Origin of the sequence: Azoarcus sp. PA01 (assembly GCA_001274695.2) — a bacterium.
In the GTDB taxonomy this organism is placed as follows: Bacteria; Pseudomonadota; Gammaproteobacteria; order Burkholderiales; family Rhodocyclaceae; genus Aromatoleum.
The window spans coordinates 488,007-507,048 of the sequence record LARU01000002.1 but is presented as its reverse complement, the minus strand read 5'-3'; the positions used below and the strand labels follow the sequence as shown (position 1 = coordinate 507,048).

The following is a 19,042-nucleotide window of genomic DNA, read 5'->3' as shown; positions in this document are numbered from 1 at the left end:
CTTATCGACTCGGTATTTCAATATCGTTCGGGCCGAGCCTGTCGGCCTCGCTCGGGACAGGCCTGTCGAATCCCTGCCAGTGCCCTTCGACGAGCTCAGGGCGAACGGATCGATTCGATTGTCGGGTGACTAATCGAGCAGGGCCACGGCGGTCGGCGCGTCGGCAGTGCTTTCGGCAAGCGGCTCGAATTCATTGATCGCGTCGATCTCGGTTCCCATCGCGATGTTCGTGACGCGCTCGAGGATGATCTCGACGACCACCGGCACGCGAAACTCCTCCATCCACGCCCTGGCCTGCGAGAACGCGGGCCGGATCTCCTCGGGCTTTCTTACGCGGAGCGCCTTGCAGCCCAGCCCTTCGACCACGCCGATGTGATCGACGCCGTAGCCTTCGGTCTGCGGTGCGTTGATGTTCTCGAACGCGAGCTGCACGCAGTAATCCATGTCGAAGCCGCGCTGCGACTGGCGGATCAGGCCGAGGTAGGCGTTATTCACGACGACGTGGAGGTAGGGCAGCTTGAACTGCGCGCCCACCGCGAGCTCCTCGATCATGAACTGGAAGTCGTAATCGCCCGAGATCGCGACGACGCGGCGACCAGGGTCCGCGGCGACGACGCCGAGCGCGGCGGGTACGGTCCAGCCGAGCGGGCCTGCCTGGCCGCAGTTGATCCAGTGGCGCTCCTTGTACACGTGGAGGAACTGCGCGGCGGCGATCTGCGACAGGCCGATCGTCGTCACGAAGCACGTGTCGCGGCCGAAGGACCGGTTCATCTCCTCATACACGCGCTGGGGCTTCATCGGCACCTCGTCGAAGTGCGTCTTGCGCCGCATCGTGCGCTTGCGGCCCTGGCATTCCTCGAGCCACTGGCGACGGTCAGGGAGTCGCCCTTCGGCCTTCATCTCGCCGGCGACTTCGATCAGGCGATCGAGGGCCAGCCCTGCGTCCGAGACGATGCCGTAATCCGGCCCGAACACGCGGCCGATCTGCGTCGGCTCGATGTCGATGTGGACGAACTTGCGGCCTTGCGTATAGACCTCGACTGAGCCGGTGTGCCGGTTCGCCCAGCGGTTGCCGATGCCCATGACGAAATCGGCCGCGAGCATCGTCGCGTTGCCGTAGCGATGCGCGGTCTGCAGGCCGACCTTGGACTAAACCGCTCGCGCGGTAGGGCGTGCTGAACCGCTTCGGATGGTCAGGACGTCGCGGGTGTGCATCGGCAGTGCTCTGCCATGTTGGAAATGAGGCGATCCGCCTCGTTTTCGACAGGAGCAAGCCATGGAAACCCAGAAGCCGAGCATCAGTCCGTTGCGCCAACGCATGATCGAGGACATGCGGATGCGCAAACTGGGCGACAGAACCCAGGAAGGGTACGTGCGCGCCGTACGCTACTTCGCGAAGTATCTTGGGCGCTCCCCCGATACCGCGACCGTCGAGGATCTGCGGAACTACCAGCTGTACCTGGTGGATCACGGGACGTCGCCCACGTCGCTCAACGCGGCAATCTGCGGCTTGAAGTTCTTCTTCACCGTCACGCTCGACCGTCCCGAGCTGATGGCCAAGATGCAGCCGGTGCATCTGCCGCGCAAGCTGCCGGTGATCCTGAGTCCGGACGAGGTGAAGCGCCTGATCGCTGCGGCCGGCAACCTGAAACACCAAACCGCCCTGGCACTGGCCTATGCGACGGGCCTGCGCATCAGCGAAGTCGTGTCCCTGAAGGTCGCCGACATCGACAGCCAGCGCATGACGCTGCGGGTTGAACAAGGCAAGGGCCAGAAGGATCGCTATGCGATGCTTTCGCCGTTGCTGCTGCAACGGCTGCGCGTGTGGTGGCGAGTGGCCCATGCGCAGGGCAAGATGCTCGATGGCGGCTGGCTGTTCCCTGGTCAGGATCCGGTCCGACACCTCAGCGCCCGGCAACTCGACCGCGCCATCCACGCAGCCGCCGACGAAGCCGGCATCGACAAGCGGGTATCGATGCACTCGCTGCGCCATGCCTTTGCCACCCACCTGCTGGAGCAGAAGGTCGACATCCGCCTGATCCAGGTCCTGCTCGGGCACAAGAAGCTGGAAACCACCGCCCTGTATGCCCAGGTCGCCACCGACATCCTGCGCGAGATCGTCAGCCCGTTGGAGAAGCTGAACTCGCCGTAGCGCCGCCATGGGGCGGCCTGCCCTGGAGGTCGCCGACATCTTCCGCACCCATGGCCCCGCGTGGCGAACAAAGCAGTCAGGCCACCTGAGCCTCGGTCAGCTCAAGGTCATGTCGGCCATCGAACAGTGCCGTACCGCGGCGCTGGGCGGACACGCATTGCGTTGCAATGCCTGCGGGCATGAGGAGATCAGCTACAACTCCTGCCGCAATCGACATTGCCCCAAGTGCCAGGCGCGTGCCGCGCAGCGCTGGCTCGAGGCCCGACAGGCCGATCTGCTGCCCGTCGAGTACTACCACGTCGTCTTCACGCTGCCCGAACCGATCAGCACCATCGCCTACACCAACAAGGCGGTGATCTACCGGCTGTTGTTCGACGTCGCAGCGGAAACGCTGACGACCATCGCCGCCGATCCGAAACACCTCGGCGCCCAGATCGGCGCCACCCTGGTCCTGCACACCTGGGGTTCGGCATTGACGCATCATCCCCACGTGCATGGCATCGTCCCCGGCGGTGGAATTTCTCCAGACGGCAAACGCTGGGTCGCTTGCCGGCGCGGGTTCTTCCTGCCGGTGCGCGTGCTGTCGCGTCTGTTCCGTCGGCGCTTCATCGAGGAACTCGAGAAGCTCTATCGCGCCGGCCAGCTGCAATTCTTCGGCGAGCACGAGCCCCTGGCCGATGCCGGCGCGTTCGGCCAGTGGTTGGTGCCGCTGCGCAGGTGCGAGTGGGTGGTGTATGCCAAGCGTCCGTTCGCCGGTCCCGAGGCCGTATTGGCCTATCTCTCCCGCTACACCCACCGGGTGGCCATCTCGAACCGCCGATTGGTGGCGATGGATGAGCACGGCGTGTCCTTCCGCTGGAAGGACTACCGCGCCAAGGGGCGTACCCGCCACAAGACGATGACGCTCGCCGCCGATGAGTTCATGCGGCGCTTCCTGCTGCATGTGTTGCCAACGGGTTTCCACCGCATCCGTCACTACGGACTGCTGGCCAATGCCGGGCGACTGCAGAATCTGGCGAGGGCGCGTACCTTGCTCGATGTGCCTCGACCCGAACCGGTCGACAACGAAAGCGCCGTCACGCCACCGCCGACCTTCGTCTGTCGCTGCTGCGGCGCCGCCATGCTGGTCGTCGAGATCCTTATGCGTCGACAGCCGATTCGCGCTCCACCATGATCCACCGCCTGCAGTTCTCTCGTCACACGACAGCATCGGCACCCGAATTCCCGGCGCCGACAGCGGCCGGCTGTTGCTCGATGCCGTATCGCCAGCATTCGCCGCTTCCGGCACGCGCGATCGTGGCGCCAATGACCGCCCTCGGTGCCGAGCTGCGCGTCGCCGACGGTTCGATGCGCCAATCATCGGTCATCCCGGGAACAGCGACTGACTTCAAATCCCCATAGGTCGCGCCCTGCCCAAACCGCGCGGCAGCATTCCGCGGTTTCGTCCCTGGAGGTTTATTCAACGTCTGCCCGCAGGCGCTCTCGCGTCATCCAGCCTCGTCACGTGGAGGGCAGACGTCAAACAAACCTAAACCATTCCGGCCATCAGCGGATGGTCGTCGGGAATCGAACCCCAGCCCATCAGCGTCGGGATCACCGGCACACCGATGATTTCGGCGAATTCCTGCAGCCGGGCGGCCGCGTGGGCGTTGATCACGCCGCCGCCGGAGACGATCAGCGGACGCTCGGCAGCGTTCATCATCGCGATCGCCATGGTGGCCTGCGCGCGCGTCGCGGCGGGCTTGTACGTGGGCAGCGGCGCGTAGGTGTCCTCGTCGAATTCGATCTCGCCCATCTGCACGTCGAAGGGCAGGTCGATCAGCACCGGGCCGGGGCGGCCCGAGCGCATGACGTGGAACGCTTGCTGGAACACGCGCGGCACCAGCGCCGGTTCGCGCACCGTCACGGCCCACTTCGTCACCGGCTTCGCGATCGTCTCGATATCGACCGCCTGGAAGTCCTCCTTGTGCAGGCGGGCGCGCGGCGCCTGACCGGTGATGCAGAGGATGGGTATCGAATCCGCCGACGCCGAGTACAGGCCGGTGATCATGTCGGTGCCCGCCGGCCCCGAAGTGCCGATGCACACGCCGATGTTGCCGGCCTTGGTGCGGGTGTAGCCCTCGGCCATGTGCGAAGCGCCTTCGACGTGGCGAGCGAGGTAATGCCTGAAGCTGCCGTCCCTGCGCAGCGCGGAATACAGCGGATTGATCGCTGCGCCGGGGATGCCGAACAAGGTGCTGATGCCTTCCTTGCGCAGCACCGCGGCAGCGGCGTCGACTGCTCTCATGCGGGCCATGTTCTCCTCCTGGGCTCTGATCGGCGTGTGCCGTCGATGGGTATGAGTGCAGGATAGGGAACAATTCGAACGGCTTGAATGGCCACCGCGATCCTTTCTGTCGATACTCAATGTATCGACTGCGCTCAGGCTGCCGCCGATCGGGATGCACCCGGTCCATCGCGTTCCGGCAAGAGCTCAGCGCGTGAGCCCGGTCAGTAGCAGGTAGCCCGGCACCCAGCCGGTGAAGATTCCCTGGACGATCGACGTCCAGGCGGTGACGCGCGATAGCGGCTTCTGCAGGGCGAGCAGCAGGAAGAACAGCAGCCACAAAACGACCCACGCGGCCCACGAGACGCCCATCCACAGTTCGGTGCCCGTTCGGGCGGCGGAGATCGTGTCGATGGCGACGGGGACTGCGGTGACTGCGACGAACAGGCTGAACCAGCCCAGTCCGCGCGAGCTTGAGCGAGACGAGCAGCGTGACGCCACCGGTGAAGAAGTTGATCAGCGCAATCTCGCGGTCGCTGATTCGTCCGAGCATCCACAGCCCGTTGAGGATGAGGACGGCGCCGACGTAGAACAGGGCGAGGCCGGTAAGCATGGAAGGGTGATTGTCCGGTTGTGCGCGCGATGTCCGGCCCGCGGGCCGGACCTGGGGATCAGCGGGGAAGGTCGATCAGGACGGTATCGGCGAGCGCGACCTCGTCGCAGTTGTCACCGGGCCCGGCGCGGTCGATGACGATGAAGTCGGACACCGCGTCGAGCGCGAGCAGCGGGTGGTGCCACACGCCGCGCGCGTAATTGACGCCCTGGTCGCCGCGCGCCCTGAAGACGCGCAGGGATTGGGCGCTCGGCGCTTGGCCGGCTGCGGCGACGACGACGAGATACGGACGTCCCGACATCGGCACGAAAGCCTGACTGCCGAGCGGATGGCGCTCCATCATCTGCACTGCGAACGGCAGCGCGCGGGGCTGGCCGCGGAAGATCGACAGGATCGCGTGCCCGTCCGCACCCGGCTCGATCTTCGCGAGATCGTGATAACGCATCGTGTTGCCGCCGTTGATCGGGAAGTGGCGTACCGCGTCGCCGGCTTCGATGACGTCGCCGAAAGGCGCAAACGCTTCGCGCGTCAGCGGCTCGGCGACGATCGTCCTCGGCGAGGACGGGGTCGCCGCTGCTGCGGCCTGGGTGCTCATCCTTGCACTTTGCCCCACAGGCGCAGGCGTGAGACGCCGCCGTCCGGGATGATGTTCAGGCGCACGTGCGTGACGGGGCCGAGTTTCGCAATCTGTTCGGTGAAAGTGTGGATCGCGTCCATCGTGAGCTTCTGCTCGGGCAGCAGCACCGGCCAGAACATGCTCTGCGTGATCACCGACTGGTCAGTGCCGCCTTCCACGAATGCAGCCTGGATCGAGCAGCGGTCGGGGTAGTTGCCCTTGAAGTGGGCGGTGTCGACTTCGATCTTCTCGATCGTGCCGGCGCCGCCGAGCTGCAGGATGCACCAGTCGCTGCCGGGCTCGCGGCGGCGTCGAGTTTCCCATCCGTCGCCCATGTTGATGCCGCGCCCGGGCAGGATCAGGTTCGCGGCCGAGCCGAAGTGCGCGTCGTTCCATGCGACCGGGCGGCCACCGTTTTCCAGCGCGACGAGGTCGACGAGCTCATCGCCGCGCCCGTCGAATACGCCCACCGGCTGGCCATAGACGCGCAGGCGCGCGATGCCTCCGTCCGGGTAAATATTCACCCGCAGATGCGTGAAGGCTTTGTCCGAGTTCGCGCGCAGCAGGTGATGGCTGTTTCCGGACAGCGAGGTCGAAGGCAGGACCTCGACCCATTTCGCATCCTTCAGCGCGGCGACGTCGTCGGTATCCGAGACGGTCGCCTCGATCGAAACGGCGGGAGCGTAGTTTCCGGTGAAGTGGCTGGTGTCGACGTCGAAGCCGCGGATCGTGCCCTTGCGGCCCAGTTTGACGAAGCACCAGTCGTGACCGGTAGTGCGCTTGCGGCGCGTCTCCCAGCCGTCCATCCACTTGCCGTTGTCGTCGAACTTGCCGGGGATGAACTGGGCGGGGTCGGGATCGAGCATGCGCGAGACGTCGGCGAAGAAGTCGTCGGAGGCATACAGTGCGGCGCCACCGATCCTCGGGTTGGCGAGGTCGACCGAGCGGGTCGCCCAATCGGGCAGCGCGGCAGGCTCGGCGATCCGGATGCTGCCGGTGTTATGACTACTCATGAAACTTCTCCTGTGGATTTTTCTGCGGGTCGGGTTCGATCGCTGCGTTTCGGGGCTGCGTTTTTGATCGCAAGGCGATTATGTGTACGCATAACACTATAAAAGTGTACACAAAAACAAAAGTCAACTTTTCCTTCGATTGTCCCGTTGCACGCTGCAATGCAACACGAAGTCGCCGGAACGCGTTTTGGGGGCGAGCAGGGCATCGACCCCGGTAGCGTCGGATGCGTGGCCTTGCTCAGGCGCGGCGGGATTGCGACTGCGTGCAGTAACCGCGAAGCGCTGAGCACCAGAAAAAATATGAATGAACACAAAAATATCTTGAATTGGATACAAACAGCTTCTACACTCGTATCGACAAATGTCGCCAAATGTTCGGGCTTGTCCTCTCGCATTTGACTATGGAGCGCAGCAGATGAGTAAGAAACGGTCGGCGATCGATCTCGGAACAGCACGCGGCGAGGAAGGAGTCTCGGGCAATGGTCGCGACGAAGCCATCTATCGCAACCTGTATGCGGCGATCGTCGAGAATCATCTCGCCCCCGGCACCAAGCTGCCGGAAGACACCTTGGCCGAGGCTTTCGGCGTGAGTCGTACGAGCATCCGCAAGGTGCTGCAGCGCCTCTCGTATGAGCGGCTGGTCGATATTCGGCTCAATCGCGGCGCGACCGTAGCCCAGCCGACCGTCAAGGAGGCGCGCGACGTGTTCGCGGCGCGGCGCATCGTCGAATGCGGCGTGATGCCCCAGGTCGTTGCGAAAGCCACGCCCGAGCGCATCGCGGGGCTGGGCGCGATCGTCCAGCGCGAACACGCAGCCGAGGCGCGAGGCGACCGGCGCGAGGCGATTTTCCTGTCCGGCGAGTTCCACGTCGAACTCGCGAAAGTGGCCGAGAACGAGGCGATCGCTGACTTCCTCGCGCGGCTGGTGTCCCGTTCGTCGCTGGTGATCGCGACCTACGGCGCACCGATGGCCGGCAGCTGCCGGCACTCCGAGCACGATGACGTGCTGGAGCTGATCGCCGCGGGCGATGCGCCGGCGGCACAGCAATGGATGGACCGGCACCTGCGCGACGTCGAGCGCACGGTCGTCCTCGTCGAGGAGGCGCCCGACGAGCCGGACCTGCGCAAGATTCTCGACGCCGTGGCGCAACGCCAGCGGCGCGAACGATAAGCCCCCGCGGGGCAGTTCCCACACCAGCAGCGAGGAGCAGGCGATGCAGATTCGAGTCATCAACCCCAACACCACCGCGAGCATGACCGCGAAGATCGGCGAGGCCGCGCGTCGTGTCGCCGCGCCCGGCACGCTCATCACGGCCACCAATCCGGCGAGCGGGCCGGTGTCGATCGAGAGTCACTTCGACGAGGCGATCAGCGCGGTCGGCGTCATCGAGGAAATCCGCAAGGGCGAGCGCGAGGCCGCGGACGCTTACATCATCGCGTGCTTCGGCGACCCGGGCCTGCTCGCGGCGCGCGAAGTGACGGCCAAGCCGGTGATCGGGATCGCCGAAGCCGCGTTTCATCTGGCGACGATGATCAGCACGCGCTTTTCGGTGGTCACGACGCTCGGGCGCACCTGCATCATCGCCGAGCACCTGCTGCAGTCCTACGGGTTCGCGCACCACTGCCGGCGCGTGCGTGCGGCCGAGGTTCCGGTGCTCGACCTCGAGGACGACGGCGCCTGCGCGGTGTCGCGGATCGTGGAGGAATGCCGCCGCGCGCGGGACGAGGACGGCATCGGCGCGATCGTGCTGGGCTGCGGCGGCATGGCCGACCTGACCGAGGAGATCGGCGCGGCGGTGGGGCTGCCGATCGTCGAAGGCGTCACCGCTGCGGTGAAGCTTGTCGAGGCCCTCGCCAGCCTGAAGCTCGGCACCAGCAAGCATGGCGACCTCGCCTTTCCGCGCGCGAAGCGCTTCACCGGACAGTTCGAATACCTCAGTGCCTGAGCGCGCAGCATTGAAGGCTCCCACGAGAAAGGGGCCGAACAACGACACCAGGGCAGCACGGAGCGCGGCGCGACAGCTGCGCCCATATAACTAGGAGCGAGACAATGGCAACGGTGAATCAGGATGTCGGCCTGGCCGGCTGGCAGGCGGACGCGGTCGCGGCCGTGACGGCGGAAGGCGCGGAGCATGCGGGACAGCACAAAGCGCTCGGCGAGGAGTCGCTGGCGCCGCAGCAGACTCGCATCATGGGCAAGTGGTCGTATCTGCTGGCCTGGTTCGGCGGCTGCGTGTCGATCGGCACTTTTGCGATGGGATCCAGCGTCGTCGGCACCCTGAACCTGCTGCAGGCAACGCTGGCGATCGCGATCGGCTGCTTCGTCATCGGCATTGCGCTGGCGGTGAATGGTGCGGCCGGCTACAAGTACGGCATCCCCTTCGTCGTGCAGGCGCGCAGCGCGTTCGGCTTCGCCGGCACGAAGTTTCCCGGGCTCGTGCGCGCGGTGCCGGCGATCGTGTGGTACGGCTTCCAGAGCTGGGTCGGCGCGGGGGCGCTGAACGCGGTGTCGGTGTCGATGTTCGGCTTCGACAACCTGGTGTTCTGGTTCGTCGTGTTCCAGCTGCTGCAGATCGCGTTGTCGGTGCTCGGCTTCCAGGGCATCAAGTGGCTGGAGAACATCGGCAGCGGCTTCATCCTGGTGTCGCTGACCTACATGTTCATCAGCGTCATCGACAAGTACGGCGACGTGATCTCCGAGCGCCTCGTCAACATCGAAGGCACCTGGGGCCTGCCGTTCTGGGGTGCGACGATGCTGTTCCTCGGCATCTACAGCACGATGATGCTCAACGTCAGCGATTACGCGCGCGAACTGGAGAAGGGCGTCAAGCGCGGCCCGCTGACCACGATCTACGCGATGTCGATCCTGCCCTGCACGCTGTTCATGGGGCTCATCGGCCTGATGGTGTCGGGCGCGACCGGCGTGGCCGATCCGATCCAGGTTTTCTCCAGCGCGGTCGACAACAAGCCGCTGCTGATCGCGACGCTGCTGTTCATCACTTTTGCGCAGGTCACGACCAACGTGCTCAACAACGTCGTGCCGCCGACCTACGTGCTGATGGATGTCTTCAAGATCTCCTTCCGCACTGCGGCAATCATCGTCGGTCTGCTCGCGTTCGGCACTTTCCCGTGGGAACTCGTCAAGGACGAGTCGGCCGCCGGCCTGCAGGTCTTCGTGCAGACCTACTCGGCTTTCCTCGGCCCGATCTTCGCGGTGCTGGTGGTCGATTACTACATCGTGCGCCGCCGCACGCTGAACCTCGACAAGCTGTATGACGAGGAGGGGCCGTACCGCGGCGTGAACTACGCGGGCATCGTCGCCTCGCTGGTCGGCGCCGGCGTCGCGCTCACATTCTCGACGGTGTCGTGGTACGCCAGCCTGATCCCGGCAGGCCTCACGTATTACCTGCTGATGAAGCACTGGGGTGCCTGCCGGCGCTTCTGCGAGAACTGATTTTCCCCATTCGTGCGGCGATCCAATACAGCCGTTCGCCCTGAGCCTGTCGAAAGGCAGGGTTTCGACAGGCCTGTCCTGAGCGAGGCCGAAGGGCTCAGCCCGAACGGGATCAGTTGCTGGGTCAATCGTCGCTGAAGCAGCGCGGATGCGCGGAGCAGGCGCCATCCGCGTTGCTGAACAACGACAGCTAAGGTCTGGATCATGAAAATCGAATCCCACTACCCCCGCGATCTGGTCGGCTACGGTCGCAATCCCCCGTATGCGAACTGGCCCGGCCGCGCGCGTGTCGCGGTGCAGTTCGTGCTGAACTACGAGGAGGGCGGCGAGAACTGCGTGCTGCACGGCGACGCGGGCAGCGAGCAGTTCCTGTCGGAGCTGTTCAATCCGCCGGCCATCCCGGACCGCCACCTGTCGATGGAAGGCGTGTACGAGTACGGTTCGCGCGTCGGGGTGTGGCGTTTCCTGCGCGAGTTCGAGCGACGCGGGCTGCCGATGACGATCTTCGGCGTATCGATGGCGCTCGCACGCCATCCCGAGGTGACTGCGGCGTTCCGCGAACTCGGCCACGAAATCGCGTGCCACGGCTGGCGCTGGATCCACTATCAGAACGTGGATGAGGCGACCGAGCGCGAGCACATGCGCGTCGGCATGGAGATCATCGAGCGCCTCACCGGCGAGCGCGCACTCGGCTGGTACACGGGGCGCGATTCGCCGAACACGCGGCGCCTCGTCGCCGACTACGGTGGCTTCCTGTACGACTCGGACTACTACGGCGACGACCTGCCGTTCTGGACCGCAGTGCAGAAGACCGACGGGGAAAGCGTGCCGCACCTTGTCGTGCCTTACACGCTCGATACCAACGACATGCGCTTCGCGCTGCCGCAGGGCTTCTCGCACGGCGACGAGTTCTTCGAATACCTGAAGGACGCGTTCGACGTGATGTACGCCGAAGGCGACGAGCGCCCGGCGATGATGAGCATCGGCATGCACTGCCGGCTGCTCGGCCGCCCGGGGCGCTTCCGCGCGCTGCAGCGCTTCCTCGACCACATCCAGAAGCACGACCGGGTGTGGGTGTGCCGTCGCGCCGACATCGCCCGCCACTGGATCGAGCACCACCCTTACAGGCCCGAAGCCTGATTCACGACGGCCAGCGCGCGGTCGTCATACATCAAAACAGAAGGCCGGACGGCCATGGAGACAAGCATGGAAAAAATCGATCTGGAAATCCACAGGATCGACCCGACGCTCTACAACGAGGATCTCGCGCCGCTGGCACCCGAAAAGCGCAAGTGGGGCTGGTTTGAGATCTTCAACGTATGGTCGAACGACATCCAGAGCCTGTTCGGCTACACGCTCGCGGCGACGCTGTTCATCTCCTACGGCCTGAACGGCTGGGCAGTGTTCGCGGGCATCATTCTCGCGGGCGTGATCGTCAATGTGCTCGTGAACCTCACCGGCAAGCCCGGTGTGAAGTACGGCATCCCCTATCCGGTGATCGCCCGTGCGAGCCTCGGCGTGCGCGGTGCGAACTTCCCCGCGCTGATCCGCGGCATCGTCGCGATCTTCTGGTACGGCGTGCAGACCTACTTCGCTTCGACCGCGCTCGCGCTGCTCTTCAATGCGCTGCTCGGCCATCCGGGCGGGCCGACTTTACTCGGCATGGATGCGGTCGGCTGGTTCTCCTATGCGGTCGTGTGCGTGTTCCAGCTGGCGCTCTTCATGCGCGGCATCGACTGGATCACGAACTTCCTGAACTGGGCCGGGCCGCTGGTCTATCTCGTGATGATCGCGCTGCTCGGGGTGATCTGGTACAAGGCCGGCGGTGGCCTCGTGGCCGAGCTCGGCAACATCTTCGACGGCCAGGGCGAGCATCCGGGCGGGCAGGTGGCGGCCTTCGTCGCGGTGGTCGGCACGATGGTCGCGTACTTCGCCGCGGTGGTGATCAACTACGGTGATTTCTCGCGCTACGTGAAAAGCGAGAAGCAGATGAAGTGGGGCAACTTCCTCGGCCTGCCGGTGAGCCTCGCTTTCTTCTCCTTCCTCGCGCTGTTCATCACCGCCGGAACCGCGGTGCTGTTCGGCGAGATCGTCACCAATCCGGCCGACATGGTCGCCAAGGTCGACAACCTCGCGTTGACCGTCATCGCCGCGCTGACCTTCTTCGCCGCGACCGTCGGGATCAACCTCGTGGCGAACTTCATCCCGGCCGCGTTCGGCCTCGCGAACCTCGCGCCGGCGAAGATCAGCGCGCGCACCGGCGGCATCATCACCGCGGTCGTGGCGTTTTTCATCGGCGGGCTGTGGGTCTCGCTGATCAGCAACATCGGCATCGCCGGCTTCGTCGATACCCTGGGCGCAGTGCTGGCCCCGCTGTACGGCATCGTCGTCGCCGACTACTACCTCGTGCGCAAGCAAAAGCTCGACGTGCAGGACCTGTTCTCGGCGGAGCCCGGTTCGACGTACTACTTCGACCACGGCTGGAACAAGCGCGCGCTGGCGGCGTTCTCGGTGGCCTCGGTGTTCTCGGTGATGTCGGTGTGGGTGCCGGCGTTGTCCGCTTTTGCCGGCTTTGCGTGGATGTTCGGTGCGCTGTTCGGCGGGGTGCTGCACCTGGGGCTGATGTCACGCCGTCGTGTGGAGCTGGTGCCGGCCTGATTCGGCACATCCCCGCATCCCGCCGCCCTGCCTGACAGGCTTTTACGCAGTCGCGTCGGGTTCGCCGCACTCGGCGAGGATCGTTGCGCGCGTCGCGTCGCGCAGCGCGAGTGCCGCGCTCCAGTCCGAGCCCTGCGGCAGGATCGGAGGGGCGATCGATACGGTGATCGCGGCACGGCGAGGGCGCCACGTCGCGTCGGGCAACACGGTGCGTGTGCCGCGAAGGGTTACCGGCACCACGGGCAGGCGGGCGTCGCACGCGGCGAGGAAGGCACCGAGGCGAAATTCGCGCAGCCCGGGCTGTCCGACGAAAGTGCCTTCGGCGAAGTAGAACAGCGCTGTCCCTTCGCGCGCCCGTCCGGCAAGGCGGTGGGCGGCGTCGACGCTGTCCTGCACTGCGAAGCGCTCGACGAACTCGGCGCCGAGGCCCTGCAGGAAGCGATAGGCGATCGGGCTGTCCTGCAGTTCGCGCTTCGCGACGAACGCGAAAGATCGCGGGAGCGCGGCGACGGCGATCAGGCCGTCGAGATAGCTCGCGTGGTTCGCGACGACGATGCAGGGAGCACGCGCCGGGAGATTTTCCCGGCCGCGGACCTCGAGGCGGATGCCGACCAGCCGCGCGAGCAGCCGCGCCGCGTGGCTTCCGATGCGCCAGCCCGCAGCAGGGCGGCGCAGCGCCGCGACCGCCAGCCAGACCGGCACCGCAAGCAGCACGAGAGCGATCCACGCCCAGCCCGCCCACAGCAACGCCGCGCCGCGAGACAGCGCTCGTGAAGCGCGCTCCACGAGCGCCGACGCCGCGAGACGCAGCAACTGCATGCGTACGCTGCGCTGCCGGCCCAGCGCCCCGCTGACGTACAGGTCGCGCGTCGCGACACGGCGGATCTTTCCGCTTGATGTTTTCAGCACGCTGTGCGGCGGCGCCAGCACGACTTCGTCGAGCGGCACGCCGAGCAGCTCGACGGCGAGGCCTTCGATCGTGTGCTGCAAGCTACGGCGCTCGTCGTCGTGCGTCGCCCTCGTTTCGACGACGGCGACGAGTCGTTCGCTCGCCGTGGTGGGGTCGGAAGCGCCGAACACCGCGACGCAGCCCCTGCGCACGCCCGGCAGCGCACCGATCGCATCCTCGAGTTCGTACGGATAGAGGTTCCGCCCGCCGCGGATGATCATGTCCTTGACGCGGCCGGTGACGAAGAGCTCGCCGTCGGCGACGTAGCCGAGGTCGCCAGTGTCGAGCCAGGTTCCGTGCCTCAGCTTGCGGGTTTCCTCGGGATTGCGCAGATAGCCGGACGTGGCCGACGGGCCGCGGAACTCGATGCGGCCGACGCGGCGCTCCGGCAGTTCGCCACCGGCCGGATCCGTCACGCGCAGTTCATGCCCGGGCAGCGGCTGCCCGCAGCCGACGAAGCGAATCGCGGTCGGGTCATTCGCCGGTATCGAGCGCGCCTGGCGGTCGCGGAAAAACGGCTCGCGCGCGATGCGGTCGATCCGTGCCTCCCGCCCGGGGAGGGGAACTGCCAGCCCGACGGCGTTCTCGGCGAGCCCGTACGACGGCATCACGGTCTCGCGGCGCAGACCGTAGCGCGCGAAGCGCTCGCTGAAGCGCTCGATCGTGTCCGGACTGACGGGCTCGGCTCCATTGACGGCAACTCGCCAGCACGACAGGTCCAGCCCCGCGAGCTGCGCATCGTCGACATGCTTCAGTACGAGCTCGTAGGCGAAATTCGGCCCTGCCGAGAGACTGCCGCGATAACGGTGGATCGTCCACAGCCAGCGCGCCGGCCGTGACAGGAAATCCAGCGGCGACATCAGCACCAGCGCGGAGCCGTTGTACAGGCTGCCGAGCCAGGCCGCGATCAGACCCATGTCGTGATACAGCGGCAGCCAGCTCACCGTGACATCGTCGGCGTTCATCCCGATCGTGCGGCTCCACGCCCGGATGTTCGCGAGCAGGTTGGCGTGGCTGAGCATGACACCTTTGGGGTTGCCGGTGCTGCCCGAGGTGTACTGAAGCAGGGCAAGGTCGGCCGCCCCCACCGTGGTTGACGTGCTGCTGCCGGCAGTCGCTGCCAGTTCCTGCACCGTTGCGACCTGCTTCAGACTTGGCGACTGCGTCGCGAGCAGACGCGCGACGGTGCGCACGTCCGCGTCCGTGACCAGCACCGGCGCTTCGCAGCTGTCGAGAATGCCGGCCTGGCGGCGCAGATGATCTTCGAGCTGTGACGGGCGCGTCGGCGGATACATCGGCACGGGCACGCCTCCGGCCAGCAAGGCGCCGAAAAAGCTCGTGAAGAACTCGAGCGCCGTCGGCAGCATGATCGCGACGGCTTCGCCGCGCGCAAGTCCCCGCTGCTGCAGGCCGGCGGCAATGCGGCGCGCGCCTTGCAGCAACTCGTCGTGCGTCAGCGTCGCGATCTCGACGTCGTCGCGCAGCAGGCGAATGTGCACGTGCCGGGGCGAGCGCGCAGCGTGCCACTCCAGCACCTCGAGCAGCGTGTCGGCGTGCGCGGGGGTTTCGATCGTCTCGCCGCGCGTTTCCGGCACAACGATATCGGTCTGCTGTGCGGCAAGCTCGGGATGGGCGGCGCGCAGCGCTGCGAGCAGCTGGCGCGGAGTCTCGGCCGCGGCGAGCGTGCCGGCCGGCAGGCGGACGCCGGCCGCATGCTCGAGGCGCGCGAGCAACTCGACGCGTGCAAGACTGTCGAGCCCCAGATCCCGCTCGAGATGGCTGTCGAGCTCCGGCGTCAGCCGCTGTCCCGGGCGAAGCTCGGCGACGAGCACGCGCACGATCTGTAGCACTTCTGCGTCACCGGTCGCTGCCGAGAGTCGATTCATGCTGAAGTCCTGCGTGTTGGCCTGCCGCCGTTTGTTGCTGGACCGCTCTCGCCTTGCCGGGTTCGGAAGCAGGGCGTGGTTCCGTTTGAGCGGCGGCGGATGCAGACTTTCTCACGTTTTGGCCGGTGCTTGCCAGCGGCGCGAGTGTCGCCGGGCGGCACCCGACCGATCAGCCGGAACACGGCCGCCGGCCCATTGCGTGCGACCGCGTGAGGCGAGCCCGAGGACGTTCGCCGTCACCGCCTTGCCGCGTAACTGAACGGGCGGTGAGTCGTATTGCGAGCTGAAAGTTGCGCTGCAGGCGGACGGTCAGTGTCATTGCATCGGTATTGAGACTTGACTACAAAGACGTTGTCGATACCATGAACGGCAGCCGCTGCCGGCACGCCGGTTGCTGGTAATCGCGCCAGTTCGATGGTTTTCCGATTTTTCATCAACCGCGGACGATTATCACCGACTGGTGCGGATTCCTTCGGCATGGCGCGTCAGGAAGCTGCACATTCTGATTAGAGCCAGCTCCTTCTCGGAGCCGCGGACAGGCGGCACGGATCACAGAATCGGCCGGTCGAGCGAGTTCGAGCGCCCGGGGCACTGGGGAAATTATGCGCACACCGTTTTCTTGTGATTCGGACCTGGGCAAGGGTTTCGGGAGCCGCTTCGAGGTTTTGCCGGCACTGGATCAATCCACGCGCGACCAGGTTTTCACGATTCGCCATGAGGTGTACTGCGAAGACCTCGGCTTCGAGCCGCTGCGCGACGATCGGCATGAAACCGACGAATACGATCGTCACAGCGTGCATTGCCTGCTGCGCACCGCAGACGACTCCCATACGCTCGTCGGCTGCACCCGGTTGGTCCTCGCGCGCCCCGAGGACCCCGCTCATCCTTTCCCGTTCGAGAACGTTTGCCGGGCGAACCTGGATCGGCACACGATCGACTCGCGCGCGCTGCCGCGACACAAGATTGCGGAAGTTTCCCGGCTTGCGGTCAGGCAAATGTACCGTCGCCGTCGTGGTGAAAAGCATACCGACATGACGCTGCGAACCCGCGACTTCGGCTCGAACGCCACGCCGCGTTTTCCGTTCATCCCGGTCGGTTTGTATCTGGGGACGATGGCACTGGCCGAGCAATGTGCCGTCGAAAAGGTGTTCGTCATCACCGAGCCGCGCCTCGCCGCGCATCTGTCGCGGCTCGGCTTCAGTATCGTGCAGGTCGGCCCGCCGATCGAACATCGCGGCACGCGGGTGCCGTCGATGATGGACGTGGAGCAGAGCAAGGAAGGGCTGCGTTCGCTGATTCGCCCGATGTGGGACCTGATCCGTGGTGGCGTCATGGCCGGCTACGAGGGGAAGCGGGCGGCGATGGTCGCTACCTGACGAGCGGCTCGCTTGGTCCTATCGGGGGTCGCGCCCTCGTCGCCAGCAGGGTGCCCGCAAACTACTGTCCCAGCGCGGACATCAGCGAGTTCCGCTCGTCGCGTGACTCGGCAACGATTTCCGCGACCGCAGCGGCGGGGGCTGGCTGCGTGGGAGGGATTTCCCCGGGCCGCGAAAACGGATTGGGATGGGTGGTCAGCCGGTTCGCCAGGTGGACGACGTTTGCCAGAGTGGCCGGAGAGTCTCCTTCGTACGCCGTCCCGCAGCCCGAGACCGCGTCGAGAATGGCATCGGGCGCATCGAGTGCGCCGAGCACGGCGTGGCCGACGGCCGCATGCCATTCGGAAAGCAGGCGGGACAGGTCGTCGTCGTGGGCGACGCCGGGATGGCGGGCAACGCGTGACAGCAGATAGAAGTAACCGACATCGTGCACGAGGCCGGCGAACATCGCCTCGTGCGGGTTGAAACGGGTCAGCTTGCGGGCGATGACGAACGACAGGGCGGCGACGTCGAGGCTGTGTTCCCAAAGCCGGCGTGCTTTGCTCGCATAAGGGGCCATTTCCCGGTCGAGCATCAGCTGCTCGATCGCGACGGAAATCGCGAGGGCGCGAATTGCCGAAAAACCGACGCGGATCACCGCGCTTCTGACATCGCAGACGTCGTTTCCGGAAAAATTCAGCGCCGCCGAGTTCGCAAGACGGATGACCTTGGCCGATACCAGCGGCTCGGCTCCGAGGACGCGGGCCAGTTCATCGACGGTCAGCCGCGGGTTGTCGAGCGCCATTCGGATCTTCATCACCGCGTCCAGAAAGGTCGGGAAAGTGATGTCGCCGGACGAGAGGTCGTCCGCGATCTGGATCAGGAAGCGCTGCGGGGAAACGTCGTTCGCCATCGTCGATTAATGCCGGCTGTCACGGAGCCGCGCAGCTTATCGCAGCACCATGTTGTCGCGGTGAACCAGCTCGGGTTCGTCGATGTAGCCGAGCAGTTTTTCGATCTGCGTGCTCGATTTGCGCGCGATGCGGCGGCACTCGCTACTGCTGTAGTTGACGAGACCGCGCGCGATCTCGTCGCCGGCGGCGCTGCGGCAGGCGACGGCTGCGCCGCGCTCGAATTCGCCGCCGACTTCGACGACCCCGACGGGCAACAGGCTGCGCCCGCTGCGCAACGCGGCGACTGCGCCATCGTCGAGGATGAGGTCGCCGGCGAGCTGCAGGTGGTCGGCGAGCCACTGTTTGCGCGCCTGCAGCGGCGAACTGGTCGCGTAGAGCAGCGTGCCGAGCGGTTCGGCCTGCGCGAGGCGGATCAGTGCATCGGCTTCGTTGCCGCTGGCGATGCACGTGTGGGCGCCGCTTCGCGCCGCACGCTGCGCGGCGCGGATCTTCGTGATCATCCCGCCGCGGCTGATACCGGTGCCGGCACCGCCCGCCATCGCCTCGTACGACCTGTCTTCGGCGCGGCCTTCGCAGACGAGCGTTGCACTGGGGTCGCGGCGCGGGTCGGCGGTGTACAAGCCTTGCTGGTCGGTGAGGATCACCAGCGCATCGGCTTCGATGAGGTTCGCGACCAGCGCGCCGAGCGTGTCGTTGTCGCCGAACTTGATCTCGTCGGTGACGATCGTGTCGTTCTCGTTGATGATCGGCACGACTCCCAGTTCGAGCAGCGTCGTCAGCGTCGAACGTGCGTTCAGGTAGCGCTTGCGGTCGGCGAGGTCGTCGTGGGTCAGCAGGATCTGCGCGGTGTGAAGATCGTGGCGCGAAAAAGCGTCTTCGTAAGCTTCGACGAGGCCCATCTGCCCGACCGCTGCAGCGGCCTGCAGCTTGTGCATTTCGTGCGGGCGCTTTTGCCAGCCGAGGCGCTGCATGCCGGCGGCGATCGCGCCGGACGACACCAGCACGACCTGCTTGCCCGCGACACGCAACGCGGCGATCTGGCGCGCCCAGTCGCCCATCGCCGCTTTGTCGAGTCCGGCACCGTTGTTCGTGACGAGTGCGCTGCCGACTTTGACGACGATGCGGCGCGCGTTGCGGATCTTGTCTCTCATGACGGGCTGGGAAGG

General features: G+C 65.9%; 15 protein-coding genes and 1 pseudogene. 8 read left to right on the top strand and 8 right to left on the bottom strand.

The genetic code is table 11. From position 1 onward, the window contains the following. Window positions 1-129 precede the first annotated feature (129 nt). Window positions 130-1,137, bottom strand: a complete 1,008-nt coding sequence (locus PA01_03340) for a thiamine pyrophosphate-dependent enzyme (protein ID KAI5913109.1) — start codon at window positions 1,135-1,137, stop codon at window positions 130-132. A gap of 139 nt (window positions 1,138-1,276) precedes the next feature. On the opposite strand from PA01_03340, the gene PA01_03335 reads away from it, so the two are divergent. Together PA01_03335 and PA01_03330 are read left to right on the top strand one after the other, a co-directional pair. Further along, window positions 1,277-2,152 carry a site-specific integrase gene (locus PA01_03335; GenBank protein KON80789.1) on the top strand — a complete coding sequence of 292 codons (876 nt, stop codon included), beginning with the start codon at window positions 1,277-1,279 and terminating at the stop codon, window positions 2,150-2,152. Window positions 2,153-2,159: 7 nt separating this feature from the next. Continuing rightward, window positions 2,160-3,326, top strand: a complete 1,167-nt coding sequence (locus tag PA01_03330) for an IS91 family transposase (protein KON80788.1) — start codon at window positions 2,160-2,162, stop codon at window positions 3,324-3,326. Between the two features lie 354 nt (window positions 3,327-3,680). Here the strand turns inward: PA01_03330 and PA01_03325 are convergent, their stop codons facing one another. The 4 genes and pseudogenes from PA01_03325 to alc all read right to left on the bottom strand — a co-directional run bounded on the left by PA01_03325 (window position 3,681) and on the right by alc (window position 6,660). Then, complete coding sequence (locus PA01_03325; GenBank protein ID KAI5913023.1) at window positions 3,681-4,448, bottom strand: thiamine pyrophosphate-binding protein; 768 nt, start codon at window positions 4,446-4,448, stop codon at window positions 3,681-3,683. 177 nt (window positions 4,449-4,625) lie between these two features. After that, a pseudogene (locus tag PA01_03320) lies at window positions 4,626-4,971 on the bottom strand (AmiS/UreI family transporter). Window positions 4,972-5,089: 118 nt separating this feature from the next. Beyond that, window positions 5,090-5,626 (bottom strand): ureidoglycolate lyase, encoded by a 537-nt coding sequence (locus PA01_03315; GenBank protein ID KON80787.1) that lies wholly within the window; start codon window positions 5,624-5,626, stop codon window positions 5,090-5,092. Further along, window positions 5,623-6,660, bottom strand: coding sequence for an allantoicase (gene alc, locus PA01_03310; protein KON80786.1), 1,038 nt, complete (start codon window positions 6,658-6,660; stop codon window positions 5,623-5,625). The genes PA01_03315 and alc overlap by 4 nt, the downstream gene beginning before the upstream one ends. A 415-nt stretch (window positions 6,661-7,075) precedes the next feature. On the opposite strand from alc, the gene PA01_03305 reads away from it, so the two are divergent. From PA01_03305 to PA01_03285, 5 genes are all read left to right on the top strand, one after another. After that, complete coding sequence (locus tag PA01_03305; GenBank protein ID KON80785.1) at window positions 7,076-7,831, top strand: GntR family transcriptional regulator; 756 nt, start codon at window positions 7,076-7,078, stop codon at window positions 7,829-7,831. 43 nt (window positions 7,832-7,874) lie between these two features. After that, on the top strand, window positions 7,875-8,606 hold the full coding sequence (locus PA01_03300; GenBank protein KON80784.1) for an aspartate/glutamate racemase family protein: 732 nt from the start codon (window positions 7,875-7,877) through the stop codon (window positions 8,604-8,606). A 104-nt stretch (window positions 8,607-8,710) separates the two neighbouring features. Next, complete coding sequence (locus PA01_03295) at window positions 8,711-10,114, top strand: NCS1 family transporter (protein ID KON82275.2); 1,404 nt, start codon at window positions 8,711-8,713, stop codon at window positions 10,112-10,114. A 204-nt stretch (window positions 10,115-10,318) separates the two neighbouring features. After that, complete coding sequence (gene puuE, locus PA01_03290) at window positions 10,319-11,254, top strand: allantoinase PuuE (GenBank protein ID KON80783.1); 936 nt, start codon at window positions 10,319-10,321, stop codon at window positions 11,252-11,254. Between the two features lie 66 nt (window positions 11,255-11,320). Further along, window positions 11,321-12,772 carry an NCS1 family nucleobase:cation symporter-1 gene (locus PA01_03285; GenBank protein KON80782.2) on the top strand — a complete coding sequence of 484 codons (1,452 nt, stop codon included), beginning with the start codon at window positions 11,321-11,323 and terminating at the stop codon, window positions 12,770-12,772. 42 nt (window positions 12,773-12,814) lie between these two features. Here PA01_03285 and PA01_03280 read toward each other — a convergent pair whose 3' ends face one another. Then, a complete protein-coding gene (locus PA01_03280) occupies window positions 12,815-15,607 on the bottom strand; it encodes an AMP-binding protein (protein KON80781.1) in 2,793 nt (930 codons plus the stop codon). Between the two features lie 602 nt (window positions 15,608-16,209). Between PA01_03280 and PA01_03275 the strand changes: the two genes are divergently transcribed. Continuing rightward, entirely contained in the window at window positions 16,210-16,983 is a 774-nt protein-coding gene (locus PA01_03275; GenBank protein KON80780.1) for a PEP-CTERM/exosortase system-associated acyltransferase, read from the top strand. A 61-nt stretch (window positions 16,984-17,044) separates the two neighbouring features. Here PA01_03275 and PA01_03270 read toward each other — a convergent pair whose 3' ends face one another. Next, window positions 17,045-17,875, bottom strand: coding sequence for an HDOD domain-containing protein (locus PA01_03270; protein ID KON80779.1), 831 nt, complete (start codon window positions 17,873-17,875; stop codon window positions 17,045-17,047). A gap of 36 nt (window positions 17,876-17,911) precedes the next feature. Beyond that, window positions 17,912-19,027, bottom strand: coding sequence for a glutamate 5-kinase (gene proB / locus PA01_03265; protein ID KON80778.1), 1,116 nt, complete (start codon window positions 19,025-19,027; stop codon window positions 17,912-17,914). Window positions 19,028-19,042 lie beyond the last annotated feature (15 nt).